The 21,420-nt window shown below is 68.1% G+C and carries 16 protein-coding genes and 1 tRNA gene; 8 read left to right on the top strand and 9 right to left on the bottom strand.

What is annotated here, in order from left to right; all coding sequences use genetic code 11:
• The 6 genes from SBI80_RS17870 to SBI80_RS17845 all read right to left on the bottom strand — a co-directional run bounded on the left by SBI80_RS17870 (position 1) and on the right by SBI80_RS17845 (position 6,757).
• Positions 1 to 1,437: an aminobutyraldehyde dehydrogenase gene (locus SBI80_RS17870; protein ID WP_318976137.1), complete on the bottom strand. Its 1,437-nt coding sequence runs from the start codon at positions 1,435 to 1,437 to the stop codon at positions 1 to 3.
• Between the two features lie 2 nt (positions 1,438 to 1,439).
• Complete coding sequence (locus SBI80_RS17865) at positions 1,440 to 2,000, bottom strand: TetR/AcrR family transcriptional regulator (protein ID WP_318976136.1); 561 nt, start codon at positions 1,998 to 2,000, stop codon at positions 1,440 to 1,442.
• 152 nt (positions 2,001 to 2,152) lie between these two features.
• On the bottom strand, positions 2,153 to 3,694 hold the full coding sequence (locus tag SBI80_RS17860) for an APC family permease (protein ID WP_318976135.1): 1,542 nt from the start codon (positions 3,692 to 3,694) through the stop codon (positions 2,153 to 2,155).
• 102 nt (positions 3,695 to 3,796) lie between these two features.
• Positions 3,797 to 4,822 (bottom strand): 4-hydroxy-2-oxovalerate aldolase, encoded by a 1,026-nt coding sequence (gene dmpG / locus SBI80_RS17855; RefSeq protein ID WP_318976134.1) that lies wholly within the window; start codon positions 4,820 to 4,822, stop codon positions 3,797 to 3,799.
• Entirely contained in the window at positions 4,819 to 5,763 is a 945-nt protein-coding gene (locus SBI80_RS17850) for an acetaldehyde dehydrogenase (acetylating) (protein ID WP_318976133.1), read from the bottom strand. Before SBI80_RS17850 ends, dmpG begins: the two co-directional genes overlap by 4 nt.
• A gap of 31 nt (positions 5,764 to 5,794) precedes the next feature.
• The gene (locus SBI80_RS17845) at positions 5,795 to 6,757 is read right to left on the bottom strand and encodes a hypothetical protein (protein WP_318976132.1); all 963 of its coding nucleotides are present in this window, start codon (positions 6,755 to 6,757) and stop codon (positions 5,795 to 5,797) included.
• A gap of 163 nt (positions 6,758 to 6,920) precedes the next feature.
• On the opposite strand from SBI80_RS17845, the gene SBI80_RS17840 reads away from it, so the two are divergent.
• Positions 6,921 to 7,694 (top strand): IclR family transcriptional regulator, encoded by a 774-nt coding sequence (locus SBI80_RS17840; protein WP_318976131.1) that lies wholly within the window; start codon positions 6,921 to 6,923, stop codon positions 7,692 to 7,694.
• Positions 7,695 to 7,732: 38 nt separating this feature from the next.
• On the opposite strand, the gene SBI80_RS17835 is transcribed toward SBI80_RS17840, so the two are convergent.
• Positions 7,733 to 8,089, bottom strand: coding sequence for a heme-binding protein (locus tag SBI80_RS17835; protein WP_318976130.1), 357 nt, complete (start codon positions 8,087 to 8,089; stop codon positions 7,733 to 7,735).
• A 464-nt stretch (positions 8,090 to 8,553) separates the two neighbouring features.
• A tRNA-Arg gene (locus SBI80_RS17830) sits at positions 8,554 to 8,627 on the bottom strand.
• 131 nt (positions 8,628 to 8,758) lie between these two features.
• On the opposite strand from SBI80_RS17830, the gene SBI80_RS17825 reads away from it, so the two are divergent.
• The 5 genes from SBI80_RS17825 to SBI80_RS17805 are packed head-to-tail and all read left to right on the top strand — an operon-like array spanning position 8,759 to position 17,571.
• Complete coding sequence (locus tag SBI80_RS17825) at positions 8,759 to 10,252, top strand: wax ester/triacylglycerol synthase family O-acyltransferase (protein ID WP_318976129.1); 1,494 nt, start codon at positions 8,759 to 8,761, stop codon at positions 10,250 to 10,252.
• Entirely contained in the window at positions 10,249 to 11,892 is a 1,644-nt protein-coding gene (locus tag SBI80_RS17820) for an HAD-IB family hydrolase (RefSeq protein WP_318976128.1), read from the top strand. Before SBI80_RS17825 ends, SBI80_RS17820 begins: the two co-directional genes overlap by 4 nt.
• Entirely contained in the window at positions 11,889 to 14,228 is a 2,340-nt protein-coding gene (locus SBI80_RS17815) for a glycerol-3-phosphate 1-O-acyltransferase (RefSeq protein WP_318976127.1), read from the top strand. Before SBI80_RS17820 ends, SBI80_RS17815 begins: the two co-directional genes overlap by 4 nt.
• A gap of 34 nt (positions 14,229 to 14,262) precedes the next feature.
• Complete coding sequence (locus tag SBI80_RS17810) at positions 14,263 to 16,269, top strand: bifunctional copper resistance protein CopD/cytochrome c oxidase assembly protein (protein WP_318976126.1); 2,007 nt, start codon at positions 14,263 to 14,265, stop codon at positions 16,267 to 16,269.
• Between the two features lie 39 nt (positions 16,270 to 16,308).
• Positions 16,309 to 17,571, top strand: coding sequence for an HNH endonuclease signature motif containing protein (locus SBI80_RS17805; protein ID WP_318976125.1), 1,263 nt, complete (start codon positions 16,309 to 16,311; stop codon positions 17,569 to 17,571).
• Here SBI80_RS17805 and SBI80_RS17800 read toward each other — a convergent pair.
• On the bottom strand, positions 17,568 to 18,989 hold the full coding sequence (locus SBI80_RS17800) for a phytoene desaturase family protein (RefSeq protein ID WP_318976124.1): 1,422 nt from the start codon (positions 18,987 to 18,989) through the stop codon (positions 17,568 to 17,570). The two genes, SBI80_RS17805 and SBI80_RS17800, sit on opposite strands and share 4 nt — an antisense overlap.
• A 162-nt stretch (positions 18,990 to 19,151) precedes the next feature.
• Here SBI80_RS17800 and SBI80_RS17795 point away from each other — a divergent pair, with 162 nt between their 5' ends.
• Entirely contained in the window at positions 19,152 to 19,607 is a 456-nt protein-coding gene (locus SBI80_RS17795) for a single-stranded DNA-binding protein (RefSeq protein WP_318976248.1), read from the top strand.
• 69 nt (positions 19,608 to 19,676) lie between these two features.
• Entirely contained in the window at positions 19,677 to 21,350 is a 1,674-nt protein-coding gene (gene ettA / locus SBI80_RS17790; protein WP_318976123.1) for an energy-dependent translational throttle protein EttA, read from the top strand.
• Positions 21,351 to 21,420: the final 70 nt, after the last annotated feature.

Raw genomic sequence — 21,420 nt, 5'->3', positions numbered from 1 at the left:
TCAGGCGCCCTCGTGGTTGATCATCACGTGCTTGATCTCGGTGTACTCCTCGAGCGCGTAGACGCTCATGTCCTTGCCGTTGCCCGACTGCTTGAAGCCGCCGTGGGGCATCTCGGGGGTGACGGGGAGGTGATCGTTGATCCAGACGGTGCCGAACTGGAGTTGGGCCGCCGTGGTCATCGCGCGTGAGACATTCTGGGTGAATACCGATGCGGCGAGGCCGTATTCGGTGTCGTTTGCCCAGGCGATCACGTCGTCGCCGTCGCCGAACCGGGTCACCGACGTGACCGGTCCGAAGACTTCGGTCTGCACGATCTCGTCACCCTGCCGGGCGCCCACCACCACCGTCGGAGCGACGTAGAAGCCCTTTTCGGGCCGGTCGCCCTGGAGCAGTTCGGTGTGACCGCTTGCCTTGGCCCGGTCGAGGAATCCCTGGACCCGGTCCCGGTGGGCCGCGGTGATGACCGGGCCCATGCCGGTGTCCTCGTTGGCGACGTCCCCGAGATCGAGCTCCTTGACGGCCTTCTCGAGCCCGGCGACCAGGTCGTCGTGCACGGCGTCGTGGACGTAGAGCCGGGAGGCGGCCATGCAGTCTTGACCGGAGTTGCAGAACGCCCCCTCGGTGATCTTGGCGACGGCCTGCGTGACGTCGGCGTCGGGGTAGACCAGCACCGGCGCCTTGCCGCCCAGCTCCAGATGTAGACGCTTGAGGTTGGAGTCGGCCGATGCCCGCATCAGGGCCCGTCCCGTCGAGACCGACCCGGTCAGCGAGGACATCCGCACCCGCGGGTGGGCCACCAACCTGGCACCGACGTTCTGGCCGTCGCCGGTGACGACGTTGAACACGCCCTCGGGAAACAGGTCCGCGGCGAGTTCGGCGAGCCGCAGCACCGAGAACGGGGTGTGCTCGGAAGGCTTGAGCACCAGCGTGTTCCCCGTCAGCAGGGCTGGCGAGATCTTCCATATCGCCATCAGCAGCGGATAGTTCCACGGGGCCACGGACCCGACCACCCCGAGGGGGTCGCGCCGGATGATGCTGGTCTTGCCGCGGACGAATTCGGAGGCGGCGCGGCCCTCCATCGTGCGGGCGGCGCCGGCGAAGAAGCGGAGGTGGTCGGGGATCATCTCCATCTCCTCGAGCGCCAGGCCGATCGGCTTGCCGACGTTGCGCGACTCGATCTCGGCGAGGGTGCGCTGGTCGTTCTCGACGCGGTCGGCGAGGGTGAGGAAGGCGCGCGCCCGTTCGCCCACCGGAGTGGCGGCCCACCCGGCGAAGGCCGCGTCGGCCGCCGCCACGGCGCGGTCGACGTCGGCCGCGCTGCCGCGAGCGGCGGTGGCGAAGCCCTCGCCGGTGGCGGGGGCCAGGATCTGGTCGACGGCACCGTCGGCGGCATCGGTCCACGCGCCGTCGATGAACATCTTGTCGTGCAGGGTCATGGTCATTCCTTCTCTGTGATGGGGGTGTCGTTGGAGAGGTCGGGGCGTGCCGGGTCGCGGCGCGCACCGCTGGCCGCCATGGTCAGCAGCGCCCGCACCTCACTCTTCGAAATCGGTTGCTGGGCAATGGACATGTGCACCATGAGGCCCTCGACGACGACGTCGATCAGCCGGGCGGTGGCGCGGTCGAAGTGCTCGGCCAGGGCGTCTTCGGCCCGCTCCATCCACTGCTGGGTCAGGCGCTTGGTCTGGGGTTTGCGCACTGCGTCCCCGTACAACTCGTAGGTGACGGCGAGTTCGTTCGGGTGAGCGGCGAGGTCGTCGGTGATCGCGGCGGTGATGCACTCGATCAGGTCGTCCCCGTCCTGACAGGACTCGAGTCGCGCCTCGAAGCGGCGGGACAGCTTGTCCACGTGTGCGCTGAACGCCGATTGGACGATGTCGTCGAGGGTGGCGAAGTGGTAGGTGATCGATCCGAGTGGGACGTCGGCGGCGACGCCGATGGCGCGGTGGGTGATGCCGGCGACGCCGTCGCGGGCCAGCACCTCCAGCGCCTTCTCCACGATGCGCTCCTTTCTGTTCGGGTCGTGCCGTCGTGCGCGCCGTTGGATGGACGTCATCGTCACCTCCGTTAAGTACGTTTGTACGTATCGATGGGAACAAATGTACTCATCGGCGGGCAGACTCGTGCGGGTTCGAGCGGGGTCGGGCTGGGCTACATCGCCTCTGGTGCGGGGTCGGGCAGGTCCCGTTCGTTGAGGGCCTCACCGACCCGGGCGTAGCGTTCTGGCGCGGCGAAGCGCAGGTAGAGGCCATAGGCCATTCCCGCCAGCAGCGCGACGAAGACCAGCGACAGCATGATCGCCGCAGTGATGCCGTGCACGCCAAGCAGGATGTCGAGGCTGTGCAGGGTGAGCACGAAGAACGCGCCGAGTCCGACCACCGCCAGCAACGGGGCGACGACGGTATTCCAGCGGCGCTTGTCGACGTCGGACTTGCGAAAGAAGACGAAGATCGCGATCCCAGCCACGAGCTGCGAGAAGATCACCCCGATGGTGCCGATGCCCGTTGCCCAGGTGAACAGCGTCGCGAACGGGTCCTGACCGAACGCGGCGAACAGTGCGATGACGACTGCCACGGTCACGCTCTGGACGATCGAGGCCACCCACGGGGTCTGTCGGCTCGGTAGCGTCCAGCCCAGCGGTTTCCAGATCAACCCCTGCCTGCCGAGCGAGAACATGTACCGCGCCACGTTGTTGTGGAAGGTGACGATGGCCGCGAAGGTGGCGGTGACGATCAGCATCTGGAAGATCAGCGAGATGTTGTGCCCGATGATCGTGTCGCTCGCCACGAAGATGAAGTTGCCACCGGCCTCGTTCGCGATCGCGACCACCTTGTCCAGCCCGAGCGCATTCATGATCAGCCACCCGGAGACCGCGTACAGGATGCCCATGAACGCGATGGACAGGTACGTCGCCCGCGGAATCGTGCGAGCCGGGTCGCGGGCCTCCTCACCGTAGATCGCCGAGCCCTCGAATCCGATGAACGAGGCGTGGGCGAACATCAGCGCCACGCCGAGCGCGCCGCCGAGCACCACGCTGGGTTGGAACGGCTCGAACGAGAACTGGGACACCGGAACGTCCTTGGAGAACAGGCTGAAGAGGCTGAGGATGGTGATCATGGTGACCTCCAGGGTCATGAACACCCCGAGCACCTTCGCCCCGGAGTGCACTCCCTGCACGCCGAGTCCGAGACACAGCAGCAGCGCGACGAACGCGTAAGCCCACCACGGAATGTCGACACCCAACCTCGGATTGATCAATTCCGAAGCGTAGTAACCGAATCCCCCGTAGAGCCCGGCCTGGATGGCGTTGTAGGCGAAGATCGCCAGGAAGGCCGAACCGAGGCCAGCCACACGGCCGAGTCCGAGGGTGACGTAGGCGTAGAACGCACCGGCATTGGTGACGTGCCGGCTCATCGCCACATAGCCGACCGCGAAGATCATCAGCACGACCGCGGCGATGACGAACGCTCCCGGCATCCCGATTCCGTTGCCTGCGCCGATGATGATCGGATACAGCGCCACCACGACCGTCAGGGGCGAGGCGGCGGCGATGATGTAGAAGAAGATGCTTGGCACGCCGAGGCTGTTCTGCTTCAGCCCATGGTTTCGCCGCCCGGCGGGTGGCGACGCGCCGGGGGGTGACGGTGACGGTGTCGGCCGGTGCGGAGGCAGGGACTCAGTGACGTTGTCCATAGTCGTTCATCTCTCGTGAATTGGTCGTCCGAAGATCGTGCGGCGAATCCGTGGCGTCGATCGGCACGCGATCTACCGGCTGGAACGCGGTGAAGTGCTGCCTCACCTCCCCATCTCGAGGGCCAGATCGACGAGCAGGTCCTCCTGGCCGCCGACCATCGACCGCCGGCCGGCCTCGACCAGCAGATCGCGGGTGGAGACGCCGACCTCGGTGGCGATGCGTTCGGCGTGCAGCAGGAAGCTGGAGTAGACCCCGGCGAACCCGAGGGTCAGGGTCTCGCGATCGACGCGCACGGGCCGGGTTTGCAGCGGCCGGACGATGTCGTCGGCGGCGTCCATCAGCGCGTACAGGTCACACCCGTGGTGCCAGCCGTTGAGCTCGGCTACGGCGACGAACACCTCCAGTGGGCAGTTGCCCGCTCCGGCACCCAGCCCGCTGAGCGACGCGTCGACGCGATGCGCGCCCTCGTCGACCGCGACGAGCGAATTGGCTACGCCCAGCGCGAGATTGTGGTGGGCGTGCACGCCGATTGTCGTCGTCGGCGCCAGTGCATCGCGGTAGGCGCGCACGCGGTCCCGGATGCCGGTCATGGTCAGCCGGCCCCCGGAATCGGTGACGTAGACGCAGTGGGCGCCGGCGTCCTCCATGATCTTCGCCTGTGCGGCTAGCTGATCGGGCTGCGCCAGATGCGACATCATCAGGAACCCGGCGACGTCGAGGCCCAGCGCGCGGGCCGTGCCGATGTGTTGCTTGGCGATGTCGGCCTCGGTGCAGTGGGTCGCGACGCGCACCGAGGTGATGCCGAGGTCGACGGCCGCACGCAGATCGTCGAGGGTTCCGATGCCGGGGATCAGCAGGGTGGTCAGCCGGGCGTCGCGGACGACGTCGGCCGCGGCAGCGATCCACTCGGCATCGGCGTGCCTGCCTGCGCCATAGGTCAGGCTGCCGCCGGCCAAGCCGTCACCGTGGGCCACCTCGATCGCGGCCACCCCGGCCCGGTCCAGCGCGCTTGCGATGCGCCGGGTGTCGGCCAGGCTGAACGAGTGGCCGATCGCGTGCATGCCGTCGCGCAGCGTGACGTCCTGGACGTAGACCTCGGTGACCTCGGTGACCTCGGCGGTGGTCATCGGACGGGCTCCGGGGTGAGCGTGACCAGACGTTCGGCGACCTGGACGGCCGCCGCGGTCATGATGTCGAGGTTGCCGGCGTAGGCGGGCAGGTAGTCGCCCGCGCCCGCGACTTCCAGGAACACGGTCACCTGCAGCAGGTCCTCCGACGCGCAGGCCGGCCCGGCCAGTCGTCGTCGCGGATCTGCAGGCGGAACTCCGATGATCCGAACCTCCTGTGCCAGCCGGTATCCCGGCACGTACCGGGCCACCTCGGCCACCATCGCCGTGACGGCCGACGCGAGCACCGCCGGGTCCGCCGCGGACACCAGCGCGGCGACGGTGTCGCGCATGAGCATCGGCGGTTCGGCCGGGTTGAGCACGATGATGGCCTTCCCGCGCGCCGCGCCGCCCACGATCTCGATGGCGCGCGCCGTCGTGCTGGTGAACTCGTCGATGTTCGCCCGCGTACCCGGGCCGGCCGACCGCGACGAGATCGATGCCACGATCTCGGCGTAGTGCACCCGGGTCACCCCGGCCAGGGCCGCCACCACCGGAATGGTGGCCTGCCCGCCGCACGTCACCATGTTCAGGTTCCGGTGACCGGCCAGCTGTGCCATGTTGACCGCGGGGACGACGAACGGACCGATCGCGGCGGGGGTGAGGTCGACGATCTGTCGGCCCGACGCCGCGAGCGCGGCAGCGTTGACGTGGTGGGCGTCGGCACTGGTGGCGTCGAAGACCACCTCGACGTCGTCGAAGGCGCCGAGCCGCAGCAACCCGTCGACGCCGTCGGCGGTGGTCGTCACGCCCAGTGTCGCTGCCCGCGCGAGACCTTCACTGGCCGAATCGATTCCGACCATGGCCACGGCGTCGAGCAGCTCGGACCGGCGCAGCTTCATCATCAGGTCGGTGCCGATGTTGCCCGACCCGATGATCGCGGCCCCGTGACGTCTTCCCACGTGCTTCCTCCGTTTCGCCGGTGTCGTGGTGTCAGTTGGTGAGCGCGTGCGCGGCGGTGCGCGGAGCCGGTGACACCGCGACGTCGGGGGCGTTGGTCCGCACCAGCTCGTTGAGGATCGCGCCGTGCCGCACCTTGTGCCGCACCAGCTCCGCGTGGAACTCCGGGCGGACCCAGCCGTTGTACATGACGCCCTCGGACTCACCGGGCTCGATCTTGAAGTAGACCGGCCCGGCCACCCGGGCGATGTCACCGCTCTCCCACAGCCGGTTCATCCCGCCGAACGACTCGAACGTCTCGGCCCACACGTCGAGGGGGACGTCGACCGCGCGCCGGATGGCGCCGAGCATCGGCCGGCTGAGATCGCCCACCGGGTTGACGCTGTCAGCGCCGAGATCCTGCAGGATGCGAATGGACGCCGGGTTGGCGTGCCCCGCGTAGACGGAGATCTTGAACTTGGCGTCGGTGGGGATGTGGCCGGCGTCGCGGGCCTTGTTCAGGATGTCGAGGACGCCCTCGTCCCAGACCAGCACGCCGCGGATGCCGGTGGAGAAGATGCGCAGATAGTCGTCGAGCAGGTAGCGGACGTTGTCGAGTCCGCGCACGCGCCGGCCGCCGGCCTGGCCCTCGGTGCTGAGCGCCTGGCGCCCCATGTCCCACCCGGTGCGGGGACCCGGCACGGCGATCAGCTCGATGCCCTTCTCGGCGGACAGGGTGGCGACGTCGCTCAGCTCACCGGTGGTCAGCAGGGTGGTGCCTCCGCCGAAGGCGATGATGCGGTGGATGAAGACGTCTTGCTTCTCGGCCTCGTCCAGCAGGGCCTCCAGAGTCGAAAGACGTTCCACGCCAGAGATCTCCAACCGGTACCGGCCACCGTCGTCGAATGCCTTGGGGGACGGCACGAGGGCGTAGTCGTCGGCCGGCAGGAGGCCCTGGGAGGCCAGGATGCTGGCTCCGTCGACCTTCGGCGTGCGGCTGTCGGCTGCGATTGGCATCGGATCTCCTTCACGAAATGGGGCGGCGCCGTGCAGTTTTCACTGAATGAAAGTTCATTGCGCTGAATGAAAATATAGGACCGTGCGTCGGTGCTGTCAATCGCAAGCTCGGACGCGGCCTTCCGCCCCGTCGCCTTCACTGGTTGCTGATACTCTTCACTGAGTGAAAACCGAAGCGGAGTCCGCGAAGGGCTCGACCCTGGTCGGCGTCGAACGCACGGCGCGAATCCTCACGGCCGTCGCCGATGCAGAGATCGGAAATCTCACCGAGATCGCAAGGGGGACCGGCCTCAACGAGGCGACGGTGCTGCGCTACCTGGGCAGCTTGGCGGCGCTGGGTTACGTCGAACGATTCAATGCCAACCAGTACCGCCTCGGCTGGGAGATGTTCCGGCTGGGACAGCGCGCCTTCTCCAACCAGGTGCCGTCGGATGCCATCGCACCGACGATGGAGCGACTGGTCAAAGAGTTCAACGAGACGGTCAACTTCGCCACGCACAAGGACGGCCGGGTCGTCATCTTGGAGGTTGTCGAGGGCCGGCGTGCGGTGAAGAAGGTCAGCGACGTCGGTCAGACCGACCCGTGGCACGCCTCCGCGCTCGGCAAGGCCCTCATGGCGACGATGCCCGACAGCGTCTGGCGCGACCTGGTCGCGTCGGCCGGACTGCCGGCGCTGACGTCACACACGATCACGTCTATGAAACGAATGGCGGCCGAAGTCAAGGACATTCGTGAGCGGGGATTCGCGGTCGATCGCGAGGAGGCCGCCGAGGAGCTCACCTGCGTCGCCGCGGCGGTGCCGACGGCCAGCGGCGAATCATCGCGGTTCGCCCTGAGTATCAGCTTCGTCACCCACCGGTTGACTCCCGAGAACCTCGAACATGCTGGCGCGCAGGTGATTGCGGGAGCGCGGGAGATCGCGCGACGGCTGCCATAGCGCGACGCTGTTCGCGAATGTCGTTGATCAACGCGATGTCACGGCGCTCGGGTAGATGCGTCATTGCCACAGCGGTTGCGCAGGTCCGTCAGCGGCTGGCGGATGGCCGTCAGCTCGTCCCTGGTTTGCGGGTTGGCGTTCAGGTAGGCCTGCACCTGATCGCGAATGCCGTCGCGTGGCTGGCCCTTCAAGCCCGTCAGGAATGCGTTCACGTCGGGATGGGTGACGAGGTAGCTCCACATCGCGGCCGAGACGCCGGCCGCCACGCCAGCCCGATCCGCGGCGGTGCAGTTGGGTGGCGGCTCGGCCGACGCCGGTGCGGCGGAGAACCACAGCGCGCCGATCATGGTGCAGAGCACGGCGGCGCGACGGATCCGAACGGCGCTCAGGTACATGACGGAACTCCTTCGAGGGTGGATGGGTCTCGCGGTGCGGGAGCCGGTCACCTAGGGCCAATCCCGATACCGCCACCGGGCCTGCCCGGGCGAATCGGTCGTGGCGGATCGATGATGATGCCGGGGTCGTAGTTGTCATAGAAATCGCAGGTCGGATCGCCGAGGCACGGATAGGGGTCATAGGCCGGGATATCGGTGGGGGCGCCGGAACTGCCACGCACCGTTCCGCTGGCGCAGATCGTGGTCCCGCCGCTGTAGTTGCAGTCGGCGGCGGCCGATGGGGCGGCTAGGACTCCCAGTGCCGACCCGGAGGCGGCTAGTGCGGTTACCAGACAGAGTCCGCTCATTCGCATGATTGCGCCTCGCTCTCGTCGCCGTTGACGATCGAAGCGAATCACCGCTGATCGGGACCTTGCCAGGGTCCAAGGTCCCGAGAACCGACGCTGCCGAGCGAGTTCGATGAGCGCCCCCGGCAGGAATCGAACCTGCGACCTAGGGATTAGAAGGCCCTTGCTCTATCCAACTGAGCTACGGAGGCAGCGCTCGAAGAGTGTATATCTCCGTGGGTCTGGCAACCCTCGCACGACCACGCTGCAATGCGACCCGCCGTATCGAGCGGCCGACTAGCGTGGACCCCGCACTCTGACCGCGTGAGGAGATCGACGAGAGATGAGCGACGTGCCGGGCCACGAGGCGGCCGGACTTCCCGAGGAACTGAGCGCGGTCGATCATCTGTTGCATCGCGGTGAGGCCAACCCGCGCACCCGCTCGGGGATCATGGGCGTCGAGCTGCTGGACGCCACCCCCGACTGGGAACGCTTCCGCGCCCGCTTCGAGCACGCGTCGCGCAAGGTGCTGCGGCTGCGGCAGAAGGTCGTCATGCCGACGTTGCCGACGGCGGCACCGCGGTGGGTCGTCGACCCCGACTTCAACATCGACTACCACGTGCGACGCGTGCGCGTCCCGGCGCCGGGCACGCTGCGCGAGGTGCTCGATCTGGCCGAGGTGGCCGTGCAGTCGCCGATGGACATTACGCGACCGCTGTGGACCGCCACCCTGATCGAGGGTCTCGCCGACGGCAAGGCCGCGACGATGCTGCACCTCAGCCACGCCGTCACCGACGGCGTCGGCGCCATCGAGATGTTCGCCAACATCTACGACCTCGAACGCGACCCTCCGCAGGCCAGCGTCCCGCCGCTGCCGATCCCCGAGGACCTCTCGCCAGCCGATCTCATGCGCGAGGGCATCAACAAGCTCACCGGCTCCATCGCCGGTGGGCTGCGGGGCGCGATCGGGGGAGCGGCCTCGGTGGTCGGCAAGGTGGTCCGGGACCCGGTCTCGGTCGTTGGCGGGGTCGTCGACTACGCCAGGTCCAGCGCCAGGGTGATGGGACCGGTCGCCGATCCGTCCCCGCTGCTGCGCCGGCGCAGCCTGTCCTCCCGCACCGAGGCCATCGACATCGCGTTCGGCGACCTGCACCGGGCGGCCAAGGCGGCCGGCGGTTCCATCAACGACGCCTACCTCGCCGGGTTGTGCGGGGCACTGCGCCTGTATCACGACGCCAAGGGCATTCCCATCGCCACGCTGCCGATGGCGGTGCCGGTCAACCTGCGCTCCGACGACGATCCCGCCGGCGGCAACCGGTTCGCCGGGGTCAACCTGGCCGCGCCGGTCGGTGTCGAGGACCCCGCCAAGCGGGTTCTCAAGGTACGCAAGCAGATGATGGTCAAGCGCGAGGAGCGTGCGATCGACATGGTCGGCGCCATGGCGCCGCTGATCAGCCTGCTCCCAGACGCGATCCTCGAATCGGTCGCCGGTTCGGTGGTCAACTCCGACGTCCAGGCCAGCAACGTGCCGGTCTATCCGGGTGACACGTTCCTCGCCGGTGCGAAGATATTGCGGCACTACGGGATTGGTCCGTTGCCAGGTGTCGCGATGATGGTGGTGCTGGTGTCGCGTGCCGGGTACTGCACCATCACGACGCGTTACGACCGCGCAGCCATCGCCGACGAGGCACTGTGGGCCAGGAGCCTGCGGGCCGGGTTCGACGAGGTGCTCGCCCTCGGCGGTGACGGCCGTTCGACGCCCGCTTCATTCGTCTCCGACGTCGCCCCCTCGACCACGTCGGTTCCGACCTCGGCCAATGGGAGTCCCGCACGATGAGTTCGCACGACGGACGGAACGAGCGCCAAGGCAACAACGCGATCCTGCGGTTGCCCGGCTCGGTGGCCGAGATCGAGGCCAGCCCGCCGGGGCCGGAAGTCGGCGCCTTCTTCGACCTCGACGGCACCCTGGTCGCCGGGTTCACCGGCGTGCTGATGACGCAGGATCGGTTGCGGCGCGGGCAGATGAGCGTCGGCGAGTTCATCGGCATGGTGCAGGCCGGGCTGAATCACCAGCTCGGCCGCTCGGAGTTCGAGGACCTGATCGGCAAGGGCGCGAGGATGCTGCACGGCAACTCGATCACCGACCTCGACGAGCTGGGGGAGCGCCTGTTCGTCCAGCACGTGCAGAAGCGCGTCTACCCCGAGATGCGCGCGCTCGTCCGCGCCCATCAGGCCCGCGGCCACACCGTGGTGCTGAGCTCGTCCGCGCTGACCGTCCAGGTCGAACCCGTCGCGCGCTTCCTCGGCATCGACAACGTCCTGAGCAACGAGTTCGAGACCGATGACGACGGATTGATCACCGGAGAGGTGCGGGCGCCCATCATCTGGGGTCCCGGCAAGGCGCGCGCCGTGCAGGCGTTCGCCGCCGAGAACGGTGTCGACCTGAGCAAGAGCTACTTCTACGCCGACGGTGACGAAGACGTCGCGCTGATGTACCTGGTCGGCAATCCGCGACCGACGAACCCGGCCGGCAAGATGGCAGCCGTTGCGGCCAAACGGGGTTGGCCGGTGTTGCGCTTCACCAGCCGCAGCGGCAGCAGCCCGGTGGCTCAGTTGCGCACGGCGGCGGGCATCGCCTCGCTGCTGCCCGCGGCGGCCGGCGGGCTCGGTCTCGGGTTGCTGACCCGCAACCGCCGGACGGGCGTCAACTTCTTCACCGCCGCGTGGACCCGGCTGCTGATGACCTCCATCGGCATCGACCTGAACGTGATCGGCAAGGAAAACCTGACGGCTCAGCGGCCGGCGGTCTTCCTGTTCAACCACCGCAATCAGGCGGACCCGTTCATCGCGGGCCGGCTCGTCAGTGACAACTTCACCTCGGTGGGCAAGAAGGAGCTCGAGAAGGATCCGCTGATGGGGCCCGTCGGCCGGGCGCTGGACGCGGCCTTCATCGACCGCGATGATCCCAAGTCCGCGGTCGAGAGCCTGCACAAGATCGAAGAGCTCGCCCGCAAGGGGATTTCGGTCCTGATCGCACCCGAGGGCACCCGCCTGGACACCACCGAGGTGGGCGAGTTCAAGAAGGGCCCCTTCCGCATCGCGATGGCAGCGGGTGTCCCGTTGGTTCCCATCGTCATCCGCAACGCGGAGGTCATCGCCGAACGGAATTCGAGCACGTTCAATCCGGGCACGGTGGACGTGGCGGTGTTTCCTCCGATTCCCGTGGACGATTGGACGAGCGAGAACCTCGACGAGCGCATCGCCGAGGTGCGCCAGCTCTACCTCGACACGCTCAAGGATTGGCCGCTCGACGAGCTGCCCAGTGCGCCGCTCTACGAGCGCGCCAAGCCGGCGAAGAAGGTACCGGTGAAGAAGGCCCCCGCCAAGAAGGCCGTCGCCAAGGCGGCGCCGGCCAAGAAGGTCCCGGCGAAGAAGACGCCTACCAAGGCCAATCCGGCCAAGAAGGGCCGTCCGTGAAGATCGACGTCGACGCCCTGCACAGCTTCACCCCAACTGCCGACGCGCTGGTGCTGGCGTCGGTCGACTCGGCCGCCGAGGTCGAGATGCTCGATGATTGGCTGGCGGCGCAGCGCCGCAAGCACCCCGAGGCTCGTATCGAGGTGCTGCAGTTGCCCAGTGACGACGACCCGCCGCCGGCGGTGTTGGCGCGCCTCGTCGAACTCCTCGAAGTCGACGAGGACCGCTCCGTGGTCCCCGTGCGCGTGTTCTGGATTCCCGGCGGTCTGCCCACCCGATCCAAGGTGGTGGCCCTCCTCAGCGGTCGTGACACCTATCGTCCGCCAAAGCTCCTGCAGCGCAGCATCCTCCACAAGGATCCCACTCGCGCCCGAGTCGTCGCTGGGGAGCCGGCGACGGTGTCCGAGCTGCGGAAGAACTGGAGCGACACGACCGTCGCCGAGAATCCCCGCGACTTCGCCCGCTTCGTCATGCGGCGCGCGGAGTTGGCGATCGAACGCGTCGAGCTTAGGTTGCTGGGTCCCGAGTACAAGTCGCCGCGGCTGATCAAGCCGGAGATGTTGGCGTCGGCCAGATTTCGCGAAGGCCTCGAACAGATCCCTGGGGCCACGCTCGAGTCGGCGGGGGAGATGCTCGACGAGTTGGCCACCGGGTGGAGCCGGTTCTCGGTCGACCTGATCCCCTCCCTCGGCCGGGCGATCTTTAGCCGGGGCTTCGACCCGAACATCGACTACGACCGCACCGAGGTCGAGGCCATGCGCGTGGCACTCGCCAATCATCCTGCGGTGCTGCTCTTCTCGCACCGCTCCTATCTCGACGGGGTGATCGTTCCCGTCGCGATGCAGGAGAACCGACTGCCGCCGGTGCACACGTTCGCCGGCATCAACCTGTCGTTTGGTTTCATGGGCCCGTTGATGCGGCGCTCCGGAGCCATCTTCATCCGGCGCAAGCTCGACGACCCGACCTACAAGTACGTGCTGCGCCAGTTCGTCGGTTACATCGTCGAGAAGCGGTTCAATTTGAGCTGGGCCATCGAGGGCACCCGCTCGCGGACCGGAAAGATGTTGCCGCCCAAGCTCGGACTGCTCGCCTACGTCGCCGATGCCTACCTCGACGGACGCAGTGACGACATCCTGCTGCAGCCGGTGTCGATCAGCTTCGACCAGCTGCACGAGACCGCGGAGTACGCGGCCTACGCCCGTGGCGGGGAGAAGACGCCCGAGGGGCTTTCCTGGCTCTACAACTACATCAAGGCGCAGGGCGACCGGAACTACGGAAAGATCTACGCCCGCTTCCCAGAAGCCGTCTCGATGCGCAAGTACCTCGGCGAGCCGAACGGCCCGATGAAGACCGACGAAGCCGCCAAGCGCCTGGCCATGCAGAAGATGGCCTTCGAGGTCGCCTGGCGCATCCTGCGCGTCACCCCGGTCAACGCCACCGGTCTGGTGTCGGCGTTGCTGCTGACCACCAGCGGGGTGGCACTCACCCTCGATCAGCTGCATCACACGATGCAGGATTCGCTGGACTACCTGGAGCGGACCAAGACCCCGATGACCAACAGTGCGCTTCGGCTGCGCACCACCGAGGGCGTCCGGTCGGCGGTCGACGCCCTCTCTGGTGGACATCCCGTCACGCGGGTCGACGGTGGCCGGGAACCGGTGTGGCGCATCGCCCCCGAGGACGAACACGAGGCCGCCTTCTACCGAAATACCCTCATCCACGCCTTCCTCGAGACGTCGATCGTCGAACTGGCGCTCGTGTACGCCGGGCGTGCCGAGGGCGACCGGCTCGACGCCTTCTGGGCTCAGGCGATGCGGTTGCGCGACCTGCTGAAGTTCGACTTCTACTTCGCCGACTCGGCGGCGTTCCGCGAGCACGTGGCCGAGGAGATGTCCTGGCACGAGGACTGGCAGGAGCACGTGGCGGCAGGCGGTGACGAGGTCGACGCGATGCTGCGGGCCAAGCGCCCGCTGGTCGCCGGGGCCATGCTGCGTCCGTTCATCGAGGCCTACGAAATCGTCGCCGACGTGCTCAGGGGCACGCCGCCGGAGATCAGTGAGAAGGAGCTGACCAAGCTTGCCCTCGGCGTCGGTGGCCAGTACATCGCCCAGGACCGGGTGCGCAGCAACGAGTCGGTGTCGGCCCTGCTGTTCGCGACCGCCCGTCAGGTGGTGGCCGACCAGAATCTGCTGGCGCCCGCCGCCGACCTGGAGGAGCGCCGCCGGGCGTTCCTCGGCGAGCTGCGCAACATCCTCGGTGACATGGACAAGGTCGAGCAATTCTCTCGCGAGCAGTTCTTCGTGCGCGAACTGATGAGGCGCAAGGAGAGCGCCTGACGGTGCTGCCAGCCGCGGGTCATACGCTGTTCGGGTGACCACGACCGAGGAGCGGGCAGCCACCCGCACCAGCCCGGTGTGGCCGATCCTGTTCGGCGTCGGCCTGCTCGCCGGCGTGACTGCCGCATGCCTCGCCGCGCTGTCGCTGGCCGACGCCCTGACCGCCACCGGGCTGCCCGACCCGGGACCCGTCACCAATTACGGGTTGCCGTTCGTGCGAGCGGCCGGTGAGATCGCCGCCGTCGTCGCCATCGGATCGTTCCTGCTCGCCGCGTTCCTGGTTCCCCCGCAGCGCAACGGCGTCCTCGACGTGTCGGGCTACCGCGCCCTGCGGACGGGGACCGTGGCCTCGGGGGTCTGGACGGTGTGCGCGGCACTGCTGGTGCCCCTGACCGTCTCCGACGTCACCGGGCAATCGCTGGCGAGCCGTCTCGACCCGTCGGCGATCTGGTCGGTGGCCAGTCTGATCGACGTGGCCGGGTCGTGGCGCTGGACCGCGCTGTTGGCCGCGATCGTGACCGTGGTGAGCATCCCCGTGCTGCGCTGGTCCTGGACGCCGCTGCTGTTCGCGGGTGGGCTGGTGACGTTGCTGCCGCTGGCGCTGACGGGCCACTCGTCGGCCGGCGGATCCCACGATCTCGGCACCAACAGCCTGTTCATCCACCTCGTCGCGGGTGCCCTGTGGGCTGGCGGCCTACTGGCGCTGCTGGCCCATGCCCTGCGCGGCGGGGAGCACGCCGACCTCGCCGCACGGCGGTTCTCGACGGTGGCGTTGTGGTGCTTCGTGGCGATGGCGGTGTCCGGTGTGGTCAACGCTCTGATCCGCGTCCGACTCGAGGATCTGGTGCAGACCCGCTACGGCTGGCTGGTGCTCGCCAAGGTTGCCGCGCTGTGCGTGCTCGGCCTGCTGGGGTGGCAACAGCGCCGCCGTGGCGTGGCCGAGGTCGCTGCCGACCCGGGCGCGCGCGGGTCGCTGATCCGGCTGGCGTTGGTCGAGGCCGGGGTGTTCGGGCTGACGTTCGGCATCGCCGTGGCTCTGGGCCGCACGCCGCCGCCTCCGCCGGTGGAGGTCAACCCGTCGGTGACGGCGGTGGAGATCGGCTACGACCTGGCGGGGCCACCGACCGTTGCGCGGGTGATCTTCGACTGGCGCTTCGACTTGATCCTCGGCACTGCCGCCATCGTGCTCGCGGCGCTGTACCTCGAGGGCGTCCGCCGGTTGCGCAAGCGAGGGGACGCCTGGCCGGTGGGGCGCATCGTGGCGTGGCTGTGTGGTTGCGCGGTGTTGCTGTTCGCGACGTCGTCGGGGATCGGGCGCTACATGCCCGCGATGTTCAGCATGCACATGGCCGCACACATGCTGCTGTCGATGCTGGTGCCCGTGCTGCTGGTCCTCGGTGCGCCCGTCACGCTTGCGTTGCGCGCCCTGCCCGCGGCGGGTGGGGACGCCCCGCCAGGCCCGCGCGAGTGGCTGCTGGCGGCGCTGCACAGCCGGGTGTCGCGATTCTTGACCAACCCGATCGTCGCGACGGTGATCTTCGTCGCGGGCTTCTACGGTCTGTACTTCGGCGGCATCTTCGACCTCGCCGTCGGCAGCCATGCCGCGCACGTGGCGATGAATGTCCACTTCCTGCTGAGCGGCTACCTCTTCTACTGGGTCGTCATCGGCGTCGACCCGACACCGCGACCGCTCCCTCCGATCGCCAAACTCGCGGTGGTATTCGCGTCGCTGCCACTGCACGCGTTCTTCGGCGTGGTGCTGATGGGCACGAAGTCGGTGCTGGCCGGCGACTTCTACCAGTCCCTGCATCTGAGTTGGCACGACGATCTGCTCGGCGACCAACGGCTCGGCGGTGGCATCGCCTGGTCGGCGGGCGAGGTGCCGCTGGTTCTGGTGCTGATCGCGCTGCTCGTTCAATGGCGCCGCAGCGACCAACGCATCTCGACGCGGATGGACCGGGCCGCCGATCGGGACGAGGACGCCGACCTCAAGGCGTACAACGCGATGCTCGCCAAGCTGTCCGAGCGCGAGGAACGCTAGCCGCCTGGGTTTGTCGTACGTCTCTGCGATGATGGTGGCATGTCTTCGCCGGCAACGTCTTTGGCTCCGCAGGAGCGGCTGGAGGTGTTGTTCGCCGAGATGGAAGAGCTCGCCGGGCAACGCAACGCCATCGACGGCCGGCTGGCGCAGATCGCCGCCGAGATCGACCGCGACGGGATCTGGGGCTCCACCGGCGCCCGCTCGGTGCCCGCACTGGTGGCCTGGAAGTTGGGCATCTCCCCGCACAACGCGGTGAACCTGGTGACGGTGGCGCGCCGGCTGCACGAATTCCCCCGCCTGGCCGAAGCCACCGTCCAAGGCCGCCTCTCGCTGGATCAGATCGGGGTGATCGCCGCCGGGGCAGCATCGGGGTCCGATGAGCATTACGCGGAGCTGGCCTTGGTGGCGACGGTGAATCAACTGCGGACCGCCGTCAGACTAGAACCCCAACCCGATTCGGGACCACGCCCGGAACCGGAACGTTCCTTCGTGAGAAGGGAAGGCGACCGCGGTACGACGTGGCGGATCACCCTGCCACCTCCTGAGGCGGCGGTGTTCGATGCCGCGGTGCAGTCGCACCACGACGCGTTGATCGCGCAATGGAGACGCGACCACGGCGAGGAGAGCGATCCCAGTGACGCCGGTGGCGACTCCGAAGACGTTCGGGTGCCGCCGTTCCCGAATCGGGTCGATGCGTTCCTGGGTGTGGTGCAGGCCGGTTGGGACACCGACGTGGCCCACCGTCCGCACGGGCAGCGGACCACGGTGGTGGTGCATCTGGACGTGGAGAGCCGTTCGGCGGCCTGGCATTTGGGCGGCCTGCTCTCCGACGACGAACGCCGCCTGCTGCTGTGTGACACCACGTGTGAGGTCTGGTTCGAACGCCACGGCCGGGTGATCGGTGCGGGCCGGGAGACCCGCCAGATCAGCCGCCGACTACGCCGAGCCCTGGAGCACCGCGACCGCTGTTGTGTGGTCCCCGGCTGCGGAGCCACCCGCGGACTGCATGCTCATCACGTTCGGCATTGGGAGGACGGCGGTCCCACCGAGCTGGACAACCTGGTCCTCGTCTGCCCGTACCATCACCGTTTGCATCACCGGGGTGGCATCACGATCGCCGGCACCGCCGACGAGCTGGTGGTGACCGATGCCGAGGGCGCCCCGTTGACCAACGCCTCGCTGGCCCGCCCGCCGACCACACCGCCGCCGGATGTCCCGCCATGCCGCGGCCCGCTCGGGGAACGTGCCGACTGGTGGTGGTACGACCCCTACGAACCCACACCACCACCGCCGATGAACTAGCGCGTCTTGCCCAGTCGCCGCAGCGCGGACATCGCGGCGAGATGCCCGGCCATGCCGTGCACGCCCCCGCCCGGTGGCGTCGACGACGAGCACAGATAGTGACCGGGTACGCCGGTCCAGTACGGGTCGGTGCTCCACCGCGGCCGTGCCACGAATTGGCGCAGGTCCATCGCCCCACCGTTGACGTCCCCGCCGACCAGGTTCGCGTCGTGCACCCCAAGTTCACGCGGACCGCGGGAGTGCACCCCCACGATTCGGTCGCGGAACCCGGGCGCGAAGCGTTCGATCTGGTCGATGATCACCGAGGTGGCATCACCCGAATAGGCGTGCGGCACATGGGCGTAAGCGTAGACGGGGTGTACGTCTCCCACCGATCGGCCCGGGTCCATCAGATATTGCTGGGCCACGACGACGAACGGACGTTCGGGCATCCGGCCTGCGGCGGTGGCCCGTTCGGCGGCGACGACGTCGCCGAACGAACCGCAGACGTGCACGGTACCGGCCACGCGGCAAGACGCCGCGGTCCACGGCACGCCGCCAGCCACCGCCAGGTCCACCTTGAACGCCGCGGAGCCGTGCCGAAACGCTTGGTAGGCTCGGCGAATTCGCGCTGGTAGCGCGTCGCCGAGGAGGTCGGCGACCGCGCCGGGAGCCACATCGAACATCACTACGTCGGCTCCACCCAGCTGGGCGCGGGACACCACCCGCTCGCCGGTGACCACGACCCCGCCAGCATTGCGCAGGGTCGCCGCCATGCCCTCGGCGAGCCGTGCGGACCCTCCCATGACGGCGGGCCAGCCGTAGCGGTGGGCGACCGCGCCGAAGGTCAAGGCCACGCCTGAGGTGGGTGGCCGGTTCAGCGGTTGCCAACCGTGAGCGGCATTGCCGGCCCAGAGGGCCCGTACCTCGTCGGTGCGCCAGCGTCGGGCCACGACGGTCGCGGGCGTCAGCGCCCGCGCCCCGAACGACGCCATCCGCACCGGATGCGCCGGGATGCGGAGCAGCGGTCCCAGCAGATCGGGCGCGAGCTCGTCGAAGTGGGTTGCCAAGGGCGAGAACAACCGTCGCCACGCCGGTCCGTCGATGCCCATGCCGGCGACGGTGTCGTCGAGCGATCGGGTGAGCACGCCGGCGCGTCCGCCGTCGATGGGGTGGGCGAGATCGACCTCGGGCCACACCCATTCGACGCCGTGGGCCGCCAGGTCGAGGCTCCGCATGAAGGGCGATGCCAGCGCGGTCGGCACGATGGCGGCGCAATCGTCGTGAAGGACGCCGGGCACCGTGCGCTCACCGGAGGTCAGCCCACCGCCGATCGCGTGGTTGGCCTCCACCACGGTCACATCGACACCCTCGCGAGCAAGCGTGATGGCGGCGGCGAGCCCGTTCGGCCCGGACCCGACGACGACGGCGCGAGCCATGGGCTCAACCTAGCGTCTCGCGTTCATCCCCAATCCACGGTTCATCCACAGGCGGGGCGCCGGCGGCCAATTCTGCGCGGAGATGTCGGCGGCCGGTCGCTGAATGGCCTCAGCAGCGGGACACCCGCTGTCAACCGAAGAGAACCGATGAAGGGAAGCGCAATGTTCGAGACTCCGTTTCACGTCGTGGGCACCATCGTCACCGATCCGCTACACCGACGGGTCGGCGATCAGCAGGTCATCAAGTTCCGCGTCGCCAGCAACTCGCGCCGACGCACGGCCGACGGGGAGTGGGAGACGGGGCACTCGCTCTTCGTCAACGTGGATTGCTGGGGGCGCCTGGTCACCGGAGCCGCCGCTCTGGTCAAGGGTGATCCGGTGGTCGTCGTCGGATACGTCTACACCAGCGAGTACATCGACGGTGAGGGCAATCGACGTTCGTCGACGGACGTCAGAGCCACCGCCATCGGGCCCGACCTCGCCCGCGCCACCGTGCGCATCGAGCAGCGCAAACGGGCCGACCCGCTGGAAGGGACGAGTGAGGAGCCGTCCGACGACGACGAAATCGACCCCGAGGCCGACGAGGTCGAGCCCGATGGCCTGCCACTGACGGCGTAGTGGCCATCGGCCGCGCATAGGATGGTTCGTCGAGCAGTACTCGCAGACCGGAAAGGCAATACCCAAAGCATGGCTGAGTTCATCTACACGATGAAGAAGGTCCGCAAGGCGCACGGTGACAAGGTCATCCTGGACGACGTCACGCTGAACTTCCTCCCGGGAGCCAAGATCGGTGTCGTCGGCCCCAACGGTGCCGGTAAGTCGAGCGTTCTGAAGATCATGGCCGGCTTGGACAAGGCCAACAACGGTGACGCGTTCCTCGCCACCGGAGCCACGGTCGGCATCCTCATGCAGGAGCCGCAGCTCGACGAGTCCAAGACCGTGCGGCAGAACGTCGAGGACGGCGTGCCCATCAAGGCCAAGCTCAACCGGTACAACGAGGTGGCCGAGCTGATGGCCACCGACTACACCGACGAGCTCATGGAGGAGATGGGCCAGCTGCAGGAGGAGCTGGACGCGGCCGACGCCTGGGATCTGGACTCCAAGCTGGAGCAGGCGATGGATGCCCTGCGGTGCCCGCCGCCGGACGAAGAGGTAACGCACCTCTCCGGTGGCGAGAAGCGCCGCGTGGCGCTGTGCAAGCTGCTGCTCTCGGAGCCCGATCTGCTACTGCTCGACGAACCGACCAACCACCTCGACGCCGAGAGCGTGCTGTGGCTGGAGCGTCACCTCGCCGACTACAAGGGCGCGATCCTCGCCGTCACCCACGACCGGTACTTCCTCGACAACGTCGCCGAGTGGATCCTCGAACTCGACCGGGGCCGTGCCTACCCCTACGAAGGCAACTACTCGACCTACCTGGAGAAGAAGGCCGAGCGCTTGGCGGTCCAGGGTCGCAAGGACCAGAAGCTGCAGAAGCGCCTGGTCGAGGAACTGGCGTGGGTGCGCTCGGGGGCCAAGGCCCGGCAGGCCAAGAACAAGGCTCGCCTGGGGCGCTACGAGGAGATGGTGGCCGAGGCGGAGAAGACCCGCAAGCTCGACTTCGAGGAGATCCAGATCCCCACGGGCCCGCGTCTGGGCAACGTGGTGGTCGAGGTCGAGCACCTCGACAAGGGCTTCGACGGCCGGGTGCTGATCAAGGATCTGTCCTTCACGCTGCCCCGCAACGGCATCGTCGGCGTCATCGGCCCCAACGGCGTCGGCAAGACCACCCTGTTCAAGACGATCGTGGGACTCGAGCAGCCCGACAGCGGCTCGGTGAAGGTCGGCGAGACGGTCAAGCTCAGCTACGTCGACCAGAACCGCGGTGGTATCGACCCCAAGAAGAACGTCTGGGAGGTCGTCTCCGACGGGCTGGACTACATCGAGGTCGGCCAGAACGAGGTCCCGTCGCGGGCGTATGTTTCCGCCTTCGGCTTCAAGGGGCCCGACCAGCAGAAGCCGGCTGGCGTGCTGTCCGGTGGCGAGCGCAACCGGCTGAACCTCGCGCTGACCCTCAAGGAGGGCGGCAACCTGATCCTGCTCGACGAGCCCACCAACGACCTGGACGTCGAGACGCTCAGCTCGCTGGAGAACGCGCTGCAGCAGTTCCCCGGTTGCGCGGTGGTGATCTCCCACGACCGCTGGTTCCTGGACCGCACCTGCACGCACATCCTGGCGTGGGAGGGCGACGTCGACAACGAGGCCAAGTGGTTCTGGTTCGAAGGCAACTTCGGCGGCTACGAGGAGAACAAGCTCGAGCGCCTCGGTGCCGACGCCGCCCGCCCGCACCGGGTCACGCACCGCAGACTCACCCGCGACTGATCTTGCGGGGGTGAGCCGCGGAGGCCCGGGGGCAACTAGTGTCACATCCGCGTGTGCCAGCGTCGGCGCG

The sequence above is a fragment of the Mycolicibacterium sichuanense genome, assembly GCF_033741125.1.
GTDB lineage: Bacteria > Actinomycetota > Actinomycetes > Mycobacteriales > Mycobacteriaceae > Mycobacterium.
The sequence above is the reverse complement of the archived record's forward strand: the minus strand, read 5'-3'. Positions and strand labels throughout refer to the sequence as shown.